The organism is Streptomyces flaveolus (assembly GCF_014648815.1).
GTDB classification, from domain to species: Bacteria; Actinomycetota; Actinomycetes; order Streptomycetales; family Streptomycetaceae; genus Streptomyces; species Streptomyces flaveolus.
Genome location: NZ_BMRV01000005.1, coordinates 416,232 through 429,281, shown reverse-complemented (window position 1 = coordinate 429,281; position 13,050 = coordinate 416,232). Strand labels below are relative to the sequence as shown.

The following is a 13,050-nucleotide window of genomic DNA, read 5'->3' as shown; positions in this document are numbered from 1 at the left end:
CTCCGGCTCACTCACCCCGGCAAGGAGGGGCATGTCCAGCACCCCCGCACACGGTTCCCCCCGCGTGGTCGTCATCGGCGCCGGCATCGTCGGCTGCTCGCTCGCCGACGAGCTGACCGCCCGAGGCTGGACCGACGTCACCGTTCTCGAACAGGGCCCCCTGCCCGCGCCCGGCGGTTCCACGTCGCACGCGCCGGGCCTCGTGTTCCGGACCAGCCCCTCGAAGACCCTCACGGCGTTCGCCCGGTACACCGTCGAGAAGTTCGGCTCTCTGGAGGCGGACGGCGTCCCCTGCTTCCTCCCGGTGGGCGGCCTGGAGCTGGCCACCACCCCGGAGCGCCTCGCCGACCTGCACCGCAGGGCCGGCCTCGCCGCCTCCTGGGGCGTGCGGGGTGAGGTCGTGAGCGCCGCCCGGTGCAAGGAACTCTGGCCGCTGATCGACGAGTCGGTGGTCCTCGGCGGCTTCCACACCCCCGACGACGGCCTCGCCCGCGCCCTTCTCGCCTCCCGCGCCCAGATGGACCGGGCCACCGCGCGGGGCGCCCGCTTCCTGGACCGTCACACGGTCACCGGCATCGAACGGCGGAACGGCCACGTCACGGGCGTCGTCACCGACCGGGGCACCTTCCCCGCCGACCACGTCGTCTCCGCCGCCGGTTTCTGGGGACCGGTCATCGGCCGCATGGCCGGGGTCGACGTACCGCTGCAGCCGCTCGCGCACCAGTACGCGAAGACCGGTCCGCTCCCCCAGCTGAGCGGTGCCACCGCGGAGGCGTCGCGGCCGATCCTCCGGTTCCAGGACCGGGACCTCTACTTCCGCGAGCACACCGACCGCATCGGCATCGGTTCCTACGCCCACCGGCCCCTGCCCGTCGACCCGTTCGCGGTGCTGCCCTACGACGAGGCCCGCGCCCGGGACCTCGACATGCCGTCCTCCTTCCCGTTCACGCCGGAGGACTGGGCGCCGAGCTGGGAGGACTGCCGGCGGCTGATCCCCGCCCTGCGCGACCGCGAGATCGACCAAGGGTTCAACGGCGTGTTCTCCTTCACGCCCGACGGCATGCCGGTCCTCGGCGAGTCCCGCGATCTGAGGGGCTTCTGGCTGGCGGAGGCCGTGTGGGTCACGCACTCCGCGGGGGTCGCCAAGGCGGTCGCCGAGTGGATGGTCGACGGCCGGCCGTCCCTAGACGTGCACGAGTGCGAGCTCACGCGGTTCGAGGAGGCGCAGCGTTCACCGGCGTTCATCCGTGAGCGCGGTTCACAGCAGTTCGTCGAGGTGTACGACGTCGTGCATCCGCTGCGGCCGATGGAGCGGCCACGCCCCCTGCGGGTCAGCCCCTTCCACGCCCGTCAGCAGCGGCTCGGCGCCTGCTTCCTCGAGGGCGGAGGCTGGGAGCGACCGCACTGGTACGAGGCGAACGCCGGCCTCGTCACCGGCCTCGACCTGCCCGAACGCGACGCCTGGTCGGCCCGTCACTGGTCCCCGATCGCGGCGGCGGAGGCCCTGGCGACCCGCGAGAAGGTCGCCCTGTACGACATGACCCCCCTGCGCCGCCTGGAGGTCACCGGCCCCGGTGCCCTCGACTTCCTGGACCGGATGACCACCAACAACCTCCGCAAGAAGCCCGGCGCGGTCACCTACACGCTCCTCCTGGACGAGGCGGGCGGCATCCGCTCCGACCTCACCGTGGCGCGCCTCGCCCCCGACCGCTTCCAAGTCGGCGCCAACACCCCCGCCGACCTCGACCGGCTGCTGCGCCACGCGCCCGACGGCGTGCACGTCCGGGACATCACCTCCGGCACCTGCTGCGTCGGCGTCTGGGGCCCGCTCGCCCGCGACCTCGTCCAGCCCCTGAGCCCCGACGACTTCTCGCACGGGGCGTTCGGCTACTTCCGCGCCAAGGAGACGTACGTCGGCCACGTCCCCGTCACGGCCATGCGCCTGTCGTACGTGGGCGAGCTCGGCTGGGAGCTGTACACCACCGCCGACCTGGGGCTCCGGCTCTGGGACACGCTGTGGGAGGCCGGGCGGGAGCTCGGCGTGGTCGCGGCCGGCCGCTCCGCCTTCAACTCGCTGCGCCTGGAGAAGGGATACCGGGCCTGGGGCGTCGACATGACCGGCGAGGACAACCCGTTCGAGGCGGGCCTCGGGTTCGCCGTCCGCATGGACAAGGAGGACTTCACCGGGAAGGCCGCGCTGGAGAACGCGGGCGAACCCGCCCGTCGCCTCACCCCCCTCCTCCTGGACGACCCCGCCGCGGTGGTCCTCGGCAAGGAACCGGTGTATGTCGACGGCTCCCCCGCCGGCTACGTCACCAGCGCCTCCTACGGCTACACGCTCGGTCGCTGCGTCGCGTACGCCTGGCTGCCGTCCGGCCTGCCCGACGGCACCGGTGTGCACGTCGAGTACTTCGGCGAGAAGGTGCCCGCCACCGTCGCCGACGAGCCGTTGTTCGACCCGGAGATGACTCGCATCCGCTGCTAGGGAGCGGCATCGGACGGCCCCGTCCTCGTCCGGCCCGCCTCGCCGCCGCGCCCGCCAGGAGACACAGGAGACGCACGTGACGACGACACCCGTTTCCCCGGCCCACCGACCCGGCTCGCCCAGCCTCGTCGCGACGTTGCCGGGGCGCTACTACACCGATCCGGAGATCTTCCGCCAGGAGCAGCAGCACGTCCTGGAGGCCCTGTGGTTCTGCGCCGTGCGCAGCGCCGACCTCGACCGTCCCGGGGCCTTCCGCACCGTCCAGGTCGGCCGCGAGAGCGTCATCGTCACCCGCAACCGCAAGGGCGCGCTGCGCGCCTTCCTCAACATCTGCCGGCACCGCGGGGCCCGGATCTGCCTCGAGGAGTCCGGCGAGGTGCGCCGCAGCCTCCAGTGCCCGTACCACGCGTGGACGTACGACCTGGACGGCAGGCTGATCGCCGCGCCCAACCTGACCAGCATGCCGGACGTGGACCGGACCGCGTACGGGCTGGTGGAGGTGGCCCTGCGCGAGTGGCTCGGCTACGCCTGGGTGTGCCTGGCCGACGAACCGCCCTCCTTCGAGGAGACCGTACGGGGCGCCGCCGTCGAACGGCTCGGCGACCCCGCCGCCATCGACCACTACGGAACCGAGGGCCTCGCGCTCGGCCGGCGCATCACCTACGACGTGAAGGCGAACTGGAAGCTGATCGTCGAGAACTTCATGGAGTGCTACCACTGCGCCACGATCCACCCCGAACTCACCGAGGTGCTCCCCGAGTTCGCCGAGGGCTACGCGGCCCAGTACTACGTGGGCCACGGTGCCCAGTTCGGCGCGGACGTCCAGGGCTTCACCGTCGACGGCAGCGCGGGCTTCGGCAGGCTGCCCGACGTGGCGGAGGACCAGGACCGGCGCTACTACGCGATCACGGTGAAGCCCACCGTCTTCGTCAACCTCGTACCCGACCACGTGATCCTGCACCGCATGTTCCCGCTGGCCGAGGACCGCACCGTCGTCGAGTGCGACTGGCTGTACGCGCCCGAGGTGGTGGCGTCCGGAGCAGATCTGTCGAAGTCGGTGGAGCTGTTCCACCGGGTCAACGCGCAGGACTTCGAGGCCTGCGAGCGGACCCAGCCGGCGATGTCGTCCCGGGCGTACCGCGCGGGCGGGGTGCTGGTGCCGACCGAGCACCACATCGGGATCTTCCACGAGTGGCTCCTTCAGCGGCTGGGAGGGGACGGCCATGCCGGACCTGTTCATTGACGGACGCTGGCGGGCCGCGCTCGACGGGCGCACCCGGGAGATCCGCTGTCCCGCCGACGGCTCCCCGGTCGGGGTGGTGGACGAGGCGGGCGGCAAGGACACGGTGGAGGCCGTCGCCGCCGCCCGCCGGGCGTTCGACGAGGGCCCCTGGCCCCGGACCCCGGCGGGCGAGCGCGGTGACCTGCTGCTGCGGGTCGCCGGCCTCCTCGTGCGCGACAAGGACGCACTGGCGCGCGCCGAGTCCCTGGACACGGGCAAGCGGCTGGTCGAGAGCGCCTGCGACATCGACGACGTGGCGAACTGCTTCCGCCACTTCGGGCGGCTGGCCGCGGTCGACGGCGGGCGGGTCGTCGACACCGGCCAGGAGGGGGTCGACAGCCGGGTGGTGCAGGAACCGGTCGGCGTGTGCGCGCTGATCACGCCGTGGAACTATCCGCTCCTGCAGACCTCCTGGAAGGTCGCCCCGGCACTCGCCGCCGGCAACACCTTCGTGCTCAAGCCGAGCGAGCTGACCCCGCACAGCGCGATCCACCTGATGCGGCTGCTGGCGGAGGCCGGGCTTCCGCCCGGCGTGGGCAATCTCGTCCTGGGCGCCGGACCGGTGACGGGCGCGCCGCTCGGCGAGCACCCCGACGTGGACCTCGTCTCCTTCACCGGCGGACTGCACACCGGCCGGCACCTGATGGCGGCCGCGGCGGGGACCGTGAAGAAGGTCGCCCTCGAACTCGGCGGCAAGAACCCCGACATCGTCTTCGCGGACGCCGACTTCGAGGCGGCCGTCGACATGGCGCTGACCGCGGTCTTCCTGCACTCGGGGCAGGTCTGCTCGGCCGGGGCGCGGCTCCTGGTCGAGGACGGCCTGCACGACCGGTTCGTCGACGAGGTCGTGCGGCGGGCCTCGGACATCCGGCTGGGCGGCCCGTTCGACGAGCGGGCGCAGACCGGGCCGCTGATCTCGGCGGCGCACCGGGACAAGGTCGAGGCGTACGTCGCCCGGGGTCTGGCGGAGGGCGCGGTGCTGCGCTGCGGCGGGGCGCGGCCCACCGGGCCCGGTCTCGACGAGGGCTTCTACTACCTGCCCACCGTGCTGGACGACTGCGCCTCCGGGATGTCGGTGGTGCGGGAGGAGTCGTTCGGGCCGGTGCTGACCGTCGAGCGCTTCCGGAGCGAGGAGGAGGCGGTGCGTCTGGCCAACGACACCGTGTACGGGCTCGCGGGCGCCGTGTGGACCGGTGACGAGGCGCGGGCCGCGCGGGTCGCGGCGGCACTGCGGCTCGGCACGGTCTGGATCAACGACTACCACCCGTACGTTCCGCAGGCCGAGTGGGGCGGCTACAAGCAGTCCGGGGTCGGGCGCGAGCTGGGACCGGCGGGGCTCGCCGAGTATCGCGAGACGAAGCACATCTGGCGCAACACCCGTCCCGCACCCCAGGGTTGGTTCACCTGACGTCCCCTCCGACCCCCGCACGAGCCACTCCCCCACCGTCCCGAGGCCCACCAGGAGTCCGCTCATGACGACCGACGACGCCGAACTCGCCGAGTTCGGCTACAAACCCGAGCTCAAACGCACCCTGGGCACCTTCCACACGTTCGCCGCCGGCATCAGCTACATCTCCATCCTCACCGGCACCTTCCAGCTGTTCTACTTCGGGTACGGCAGCGGCGGCCCCGCCTACTGGTGGTCGTGGCCGATGGTCTTCGCCGGCCAGTTCACGGTCGCCCTGTGCTTCGCCGAGCTGGCCGCCCGCTATCCCGTCGCGGGGTCGGTCTACAACTGGTCGAAGAAGATCGGCAATCCGCACCTGGGCTGGCTGGCGGGCTGGATGATGCTGGTCGCCTCCATCGTGTCGATCGCGGCGGTGGCGCTGGCCTACCAGCTGACGCTTCCGCAGATCTCGTCCGCGTTCCAGTTCGTGGGGGACGGCAGCGGAAAGTACGACGTGGCGACCAACGCCGTCCTGCTGGCCGGGGTGTTGATCCTGTTCACCACGCTGGTCAACGCATTCGGTGTCAAGCTGATGGCCACGATCAACACGGCGGGGGTGTTCATCGAACTGATCGCCACCGTGGTGCTGATCGTCCTGTTCGCCGCGCACATCACGCGCGGCCCGCAGGTGGTCACGCACACGGAGGGAACGGGAGCGGGGTACTCCACCGGCTACCTCGGCGCGTTCCTCGTGGCGTCGCTGGCCTCCGCGTACGTGATGTACGGCTTCGACACCGCGGCGTCGCTCGGCGAGGAGTCCCTCGACCCGTCCCGCAACGCGCCCCGCGCGATCGTCCGGGCGATCGTCGCCTCGTTCGTGCTGGGCGGGCTGGTCCTGCTGCTGGCGCTGATGAGCGTGTCGAGCCTGAAGGGCGAGAAGCTGTCCACGGACGGACTCCAGTACGTCGTGCTCGACGTGCTCGGGCCGACGGCCGGCAAGGCGATGCTGTGGTGCGTACTGATCGCCGTCACGGTGTGCGCCCTGGCGGTCCACACGGCGGCGATCCGGCTGGCGTTCGCGATGGCGCGGGACAACAACCTGCCCGCGTCCTCGCTGCTGGCCAGAGTCAGTCCGCGGTTCCGGACGCCGGTGGCGCCGGCCGTGGTCATCGGGGTGCTGGCGCTGGCGATCCTGGTGGTCAACATCCGCCAGCCGCAGATCTTCACCGTCGTCACCAGCATCGGCATCGTCATGATCTACCTGGCCTATCTGGGCGTCACCGCGCCGATGCTGATGGCCCGGCTGCGCGGGAGGTGGCAGCCGGCCGGCGAGGGCCGCTTCTCGCTGGGCCGCTGGGGACTGCCCGTCAACATCGCCGCCGTCCTGTGGGGCGCGGCCATGACGCTCAACCTGATCTGGCCGCGCGCCGCGGTCTACAACGCGGCGGCCCCCCACCACTGGTACCTGCGCTGGGGCGCGGTGCTGTTCGTCGCCGTGATCGCGGGCGGCGGTTACGCCTACTACTGGTTCGTCCAACGGCACCGGACCGGCGTGCTCGCGGAGCACCGGCTCGACGACCGGGCCGCTCCGCTCGTCACTCCGGCGGCCGACTGAAGGAGGACAACGTCTCGTGGACATCGATGAGTTCGACTACGTGGTGGTCGGCGGCGGCACGGCGGGGAACGTGGTGGCGGCCCGGCTCTCGGAGGACCCCGGCGTCACGGTGTGCGTGCTGGAGGCGGGGCCGAGCGACGTCGGCGACGACGACGTGCTGCGGCTGGAGCGCTGGATGGGCCTGCTGGAGTCCGGCTACGACTGGGACTATCCCGTCGAGCCGCAGGCCCGCGGCAACAGCTTCATGCGGCACGCCCGCGCCAAGGTGCTGGGCGGCTGTTCCTCGCACAACTCCTGCATCGCCTTCTGGGCGCCGGCCGAGGATCTCGACGACTGGGCGGCGCGGGGCTGTACCGGCTGGAGCGCCGCCGACCTCTTCCCGCTGTACCGGCGGCTGGAGTCCAACGACGCCCCCGGCGACCACCACGGCCGCACCGGCCCGGTGAAGCTGCGCACGCTCAAGAGCGAGGACCCGTGCGGGGCCGCGCTGCTGAAGGCGTGTGCGCAGGCGGGCATCCCGACGACGCCCTTCAACACGGGCCGGACGGTGGTGCGGGGCGCGAACTGGTTCCAGATCAACTCCGACGAGAACAACATCCGCCAGTCGTCCTCGGTCGCCTATCTGCACCCGGTCCTGGGCAGGCGGCCGAACCTGGACGTCCGCACGGGCGTGCGGGCCAAGCGGCTCCTGCTGGAGGGGCGGCGGTGCGTGGGCGCCGAGTACCTGGACCCGGACCTGATCCACACCCGGACGGTACGGGCCCGGCGGGAGGTGGTCCTCTCGTGCGGGGCGATCGACTCGCCGAAGCTGCTGATGCTGTCCGGCATCGGACCGGCGGGGCACCTGCGCGAGGCCGGCGTCGAGGTGGCCGTGGACTCCCCCGGCGTCGGCGAGAACCTCCAGGACCATCCCGAGGGCGTCATCATGTGGGAGGCCCGGCAGCCGATGACCACCACGTCCAGCCAGTGGTGGGAGGCGGGCATCTTCTACGACACCGAGCCCGGCCTGGACCGGCCCGACCTGATGTTCCACTACGGTTCGGTGCCGTTCGACCTGAACACCGCCCGGCACGGCTACCCCACCTCGGAGAACGCCTTCTGTCTCACGCCCAACGTGACGCGCGCGAAGTCGCGGGGCACGGTGCGGCTGCGGACCCGGGACTACCGGGACAAGCCGAAGGTGGACCCGCGGTACTTCACGCACGAGCACGACGTGCGCGTGATGACCCACGGCCTGCGGCTGGCCCGGCGGATCGCCGCGCAGCCCGCGCTCAGCGGCTGGACGGGCGCGGAGCTGGCGCCGGGCCCGCAGGTGCGCGGCGACGACGAACTGCTCGACTACATCCGCAAGACCCACAACACCGTCTACCACCCGTCCTGCACGGTGCGGATGGGCGCGGACGACGACCCCCTGGCCCCGCTCGACGCGCGGCTGCGGGTCAAGGGGGTCGGGGGCCTGCGGGTGGCGGACGGATCGGTGATGCCGGACCTGGTGACCGTCAACCCGTGCATCACGACGATGATGATCGGCGAGAAGTGCGCGGATCTGGTCCGGGCGGACCGCTAGGCGGGTGACCGGTCGCCCGGGGGCCGTCGGTACATCCGGGTCGCCGTGATCTCGCTGTGCACCGTTTCGCCCTCACCGGCCGGGGCCTGCTGGGGCAGCCCCGGCCTCAGGTGCTCCTCCACGCTGATGTACTTCAGGCCGGCCCTGAGGTCGGCGTCGTTGCGCAACCGGATGACCAGCGGGAACTCGGCCAGCGCAGTCGTGTCGAACAGGCCGGTGGTGTACAGGAGCTGCACCCCGAGCGCGTCGGACACGGCCCGCTGGAGCTCCAGCAGGTAGGTGGCGTTGGCGCGGCCGATGGGGTTGTCGAGGAACAGGGTGCCGGCGTGCCGGTGCCGATCGCGGCCCCGGTCGTTGCTGCGGAGGGCGGCCATCGTGCAGTACAGGGCGATGGCCGCGGTGAGCAGCTGGCCGCCGGAGAAGACGTCGCCCATCTGCCCCACAGGGACGCGCTCGGCGCGCAGCACGGCGTCGGGCTTGAGGATCTCGACGGCGACGCCCTTGGGGTGGAGGGCGGCGGCGACGCCGCGCAGCAGCAGGGACATGCCGTCGCGGCGCAGGTCGGAGTTCTTCTTCACGGCCGCCCTGGTCGCCTCGTCGACGACCTCGCCGAGCCGCTCGGTGAGGGTGGCCTGGTCGGGCTCCTCGAAGCGGATGCGCAGGAACTCCTGCCCGGACCACTCGCCGAGGCCCTCCGGCAGCCGGGAGAGCCGCTGGGCGGAGCGGAGCGTGGCGAGCGCGGACTCGACCAGGCCGCGCAGCCGGTCCACGATCGAGTCCCGGTTGCGTTCCAGCTGGGCCAGCTCGTCGGTGAGGACCCGCAGCCGGGGCGCGAAGGCGTCCGCCCACTTGCCCGCGTACTCGGGCAGCGCGGAGGCGGGCAGCTCGCGGATCTGCTGCCGCGCCGGGGTGCGGACCTGCTCGTAGCGCGTGGAGTTGGCGTGCCGGACGAGGACGTCGCTCGCCTCGCGGACGGCGGCCTCGGCGGCGGACAGGTCGGCGGCGCAGCCGCGCAGCGACCGGCGGGCCTCGGCGGCGGCCTGCCGGGCCTCCTCCAGGCTCCCGGGGTACGGCTCGGGGTCCTCCGCCTCGTCGTCGGACGCGGGTTCGCGCAGCAGGTCGCGGAGCATCGCGGCGATCTCGTCGAAGCCGCCGGCCGCGTCCTCGGCGGCGCGGTGCGCGTCGAGCAGTTCGGCGTGGGCGTCGCGAGCCTGGGTCAGCGCCTCGGTGCGGGAGGCGAGTTCGGCGGTGGCCGTGCGCAGCAGGGTCTGGGCGTGCTCGGCGTCGGCCGGGACCAGGTCCTCGGGGAGTTCGGTGTGGGCGTCGCCGTCCTCGGGCGCGTGCCGCTCCGCCTCGCCGCGCAGCCGGCCGAGCTGTTCGCTCGCGGTCGACACACGGGTCTCCAGGAGCTGCACCAGTTCCTCGGCGCGGGCGGCGGCGGCCTGCCGGGAGGGCCCGTCGGAGCCGTCGGGCGACTCCAGCAGCTGGGCGGCGCGGGTGCGGACCTTGTTGCTGAGCCGGTCCAGCTCGGCGCGTGCCGCGCTCTCGTCGCTCTCCGCGCGGGCCTGCTCGGCGCGCAGGTCGGCGCCGACGCCGACCTTCTCGTACACCTGGGAGGCGGCGCGGTAGGCCTCGCGGAGGTCCGGCAGCGACGCCTTGGGCGCCTCCGTGGCGTTCCCGGCCGCGTCCTCGGACACGTCGTCGGGGGCGCCCGCGATCTCGGAGCGCTCGGCGCGCAGTGCGCGGGCGGTGCGCCGGGCGTCGTCGGCGGCGCGCTGGGCGGCGCGGCGGTCCTCGTCGGCGGCGCGGGCCCGCTCCAGGCAGACCTGGGCGCGGGCCTCGGCCTCGGCGCCCTCGTCGGCGAGTTCCCTCAGCCTGGCCTGCCAGCCGGCGCGTTCGCGCAGCCGGAAGGCGAGTCCGGCGAGGGCGTCGGCGGCGCGGCGGGCCTTCTGCGCGGCCTCCTGGCGCTCGTCGCGCAGGTGCACGGCCTCGGCGGCGCTCTCGTCGGCCTCGGCCCGCGCGGTGCGCGCCTCGGTCAGCTCGGCCTCGGTCTCCTCGGCGAAGGCACGCGCCTCCTCGGCGGTCCGCGCCAGTTCGGCGAGGCGTCCGGCCGGGCAGCCGCTGCGCCAGGAGGCGAGCCGGGCCGCCAGTTCCCGGTCCTTGCCGAGCCGGGCGGCGAGCGTGCGGATCTCCTCGTCGCGCTCCGTCGCCCGCGCACGCAGGGTCTGCCGCTCCTCGTCGGCGGCGTGCTCGTCGTGCATGGCCGGGTTCGGCGGTACGAGGAAGACGTCCTCGGCACCGGAGCCGGGGGGCGGGGTGGGCGCGAGCAGGGCGGCGGCGGTGCCGACGGCGACCGCGGAGCGCGGCAGCAGGGCGGCGTCGCCGAGGACGTCCCGGGCGCGGGTGTGCGAGTCGGGGTCGGTGATGATCACGCCGTCGACCAGCTCGGGCCGGGCGGCCAGCACGCGCGCGTGGTCGGCGGGGTCGACGGCCTGCGCGAGGTAGCGCCAGCCGGGCAGGGCGGGGATGCCGTGCTCGCCGAGGAACTCCACGGTGGCCAGCACGTCGGGGCCGGGCGGCAGCAGTCCGCCGTCGCCGAGGGCGCCGAGGATGCGGGAGTCGTCGGCGGCGGCGGTGCGCAGCTCGAACAGCTGGCGTTCGGCGGAGGAGACCGTGTCGTCGAGCAGCTCGCGCAGCTCGTCGGCGAAGCGGTCGAGTTCCTCGGCGGTCAGGGCGCCGTCGGACGCCCTGGGCGCCTCGGCGGGGCGGTCGTGGTCCGCGTCCTGCCGGGGCTGGGGGATGCCCGGGCGGGTCCGGGCGGCCAGGCCGAGCAGCTCCGCGAGACGCTCCTCGGCCGCCAGTGCCTCGGCGGTGCGGCGTTCGGCCTCGTGGGCGCGCTCGGCGGCGGTGGCCGCGTCGGCCGCGCGGGCCGCGGTCAGCTCGGCGCGGGACTCGGCGGCGGCGGCCTCGCGGGCGTGCTCGGTGGCCCGGCGGGCGGCCTCGCGGGCGGTGTCCCAGGCGGCGACCGTCGTCTTCTCGGCGTCGCTGGCCGCGAGGGCGGCGCGGGCGGGGTCGGCGTCGGGGGCGCTGTCGTCGAGCCAGCCGGCGCGGACCGCCTCGGCGGTCTCCTGCTCGACCTCGGTCAGCCGCTGGCGCAGGTGCCCGGCCTCGCTGCGGGCCCGCTGGGCCTCGGTGGCGGCGGCGGTGGAGTCGCGGTGGGCGGCGTCGCCGACGTCCTGGAGGGCGGCGGAGCGCTCCTCCTCCTCGTTGGCGTGGTGTTCGGCCTTGGTGGCCGCCGCGTGCAGGGCGCGGACGAGGTCGACGGCGGCCTGGGCACGGGCGGCGAGCGCGGGCGCGGCGTCCCGCTCGGCCTCCTGGATGGCGGCGGACACGCGGGCGACGCGGTCGGCGGCGGCGCGGTGGCGCAGGACGGCCTCGGCGGCCTGCCAGGCGGCGTGCAGGGTGCGCGCGTCGGCGAGCTCGCGCTTCTGCGCGGCGGCCGACTTCTCGGCGGCGGTCAGGGCCAGCGCGGCGTGCCGGTAGGCGAGTTCGGCGGCGATGAGCCCGCTGCGGTCGCGGGCCGACTCGGCGTGCGTGACGGCGTAGGCGGCGGCGGTGACCCGCTGGGCGAGGTCGGCCGTCCGGGCCCGCTCCCGGGCGCCGCGCGCCGAGAGTCTGCGCGCCAGGGTCCTGGTGCGGCGTTCGGCGCCGGTGTGGATGTCGCGGGCGCGGCCGCGGGCGTCGGCGGCCTCGACGATGCGGCCGAGGAGGTCGACGGAACCGGCGGTGAAGTCGCGTTCGGCGATCAGCTCGGCACGCCGGCCCAGCTTGTTGCCGAAGCCGCTGACCAGGTCGGCGAGTCCGTCGGTGTCGCGGGTGTCGGTGACGGCGCGCAGCAGCAGGTCGGTGAAGTCGGAGTCCTTCTTGACCGCGAAGAGGCCGGCGGCCTCGCCCTCGTCGGCGTTCATCTCGCGCTGGTAGCGGAAGAGTTCGGGGTCGAGGCCGAGGTCGCCGAGGTGCTCGATCCAGCGGTCGTGGATCTCCTCCCAGTGCACCTCCAGGTGCGGGTAGGCCTTCCCGGCCTCGGTGATGGCGTCCCGGAAGCCCTTCATGGTGCGCCGCCGGCCCTGGGCGCCGGACACGCCCTCGACGGGCGGGCGGACGGAGGTGGCCTCGGCGACGGGCAGGTTGTCCAGGGTGAGTCCGGGGCCGGGCCGGAAGGAGTACCAGGCCTCGGCGAACTTGCGCGGGTCGTTGGAGACCTGCCGTCCCCGCCACTCGCTGACCTTGCCGACGACGACGCACTCGCCGGTCTGCACGTGCTGCCACTCCAGCGCCACGTGTCCGCAGTCGTCGGCGAGCAGGAACTTGCGGAGCACACCCGAGCTGGCGCCGCCCAGGGTGTTGCGGTGGCCCGGCAGCATCACGGAGAAGATCAGCTTGAGCAGGACGGACTTGCCGCCGCCGTTCTCCAGGAACAGCACTCCCGCGGGCGCGGGCCGGCGCGGCGGGCCGACGGGCTCCTCCTCGAAGAACTCCGCCTGCGCGGGCGCGGGGCGCGGTACGGGTTCACCGACACCGCGCAGGTCAAGCACGGTGTCGGCGTAGCGCGCACCGGCGGGCCCGATGGAGTAGAGGCGGACCCGGGACAGCTCGTACATGGCGGACTCTCGTAAGTCTTCGTGACGTCGGGGGCGTTCGGGGGTGTTGCGGG

Annotated in this window: 6 protein-coding genes; 5 read left to right on the top strand and 1 reads right to left on the bottom strand. The window is 73.7% G+C overall.

Going from position 1 to position 13,050, the window contains the following annotated elements; genetic code table 11:
• Positions 1 to 31: 31 nt before the first annotated feature.
• The 5 genes from IEZ05_RS15705 to IEZ05_RS15685 all read left to right on the top strand — a co-directional run bounded on the left by IEZ05_RS15705 (position 32) and on the right by IEZ05_RS15685 (position 8,336).
• Positions 32 to 2,485 carry a GcvT family protein gene (locus tag IEZ05_RS15705; RefSeq protein ID WP_189230705.1) on the top strand — a complete coding sequence of 818 codons (2,454 nt, stop codon included), beginning with the start codon at positions 32 to 34 and terminating at the stop codon, positions 2,483 to 2,485.
• 76 nt (positions 2,486 to 2,561) lie between these two features.
• The gene (locus IEZ05_RS15700; protein ID WP_189230704.1) at positions 2,562 to 3,728 is read left to right on the top strand and encodes an aromatic ring-hydroxylating oxygenase subunit alpha; all 1,167 of its coding nucleotides are present in this window, start codon (positions 2,562 to 2,564) and stop codon (positions 3,726 to 3,728) included.
• Positions 3,709 to 5,175 (top strand): aldehyde dehydrogenase family protein, encoded by a 1,467-nt coding sequence (locus IEZ05_RS15695; protein WP_189230703.1) that lies wholly within the window; start codon positions 3,709 to 3,711, stop codon positions 5,173 to 5,175. The genes IEZ05_RS15700 and IEZ05_RS15695 overlap by 20 nt, the downstream gene beginning before the upstream one ends.
• A 64-nt stretch (positions 5,176 to 5,239) precedes the next feature.
• Positions 5,240 to 6,769 carry an APC family permease gene (locus IEZ05_RS15690; protein ID WP_189230702.1) on the top strand — a complete coding sequence of 510 codons (1,530 nt, stop codon included), beginning with the start codon at positions 5,240 to 5,242 and terminating at the stop codon, positions 6,767 to 6,769.
• A gap of 16 nt (positions 6,770 to 6,785) precedes the next feature.
• Positions 6,786 to 8,336 (top strand): GMC family oxidoreductase, encoded by a 1,551-nt coding sequence (locus tag IEZ05_RS15685; protein ID WP_189230701.1) that lies wholly within the window; start codon positions 6,786 to 6,788, stop codon positions 8,334 to 8,336.
• On the opposite strand, the gene IEZ05_RS15680 is transcribed toward IEZ05_RS15685, so the two are convergent.
• Positions 8,333 to 12,997 (bottom strand): hypothetical protein, encoded by a 4,665-nt coding sequence (locus IEZ05_RS15680; protein WP_189230700.1) that lies wholly within the window; start codon positions 12,995 to 12,997, stop codon positions 8,333 to 8,335. The genes IEZ05_RS15685 and IEZ05_RS15680 overlap by 4 nt on opposite strands.
• Between the last annotated feature and the right edge of the window lie 53 nt (positions 12,998 to 13,050).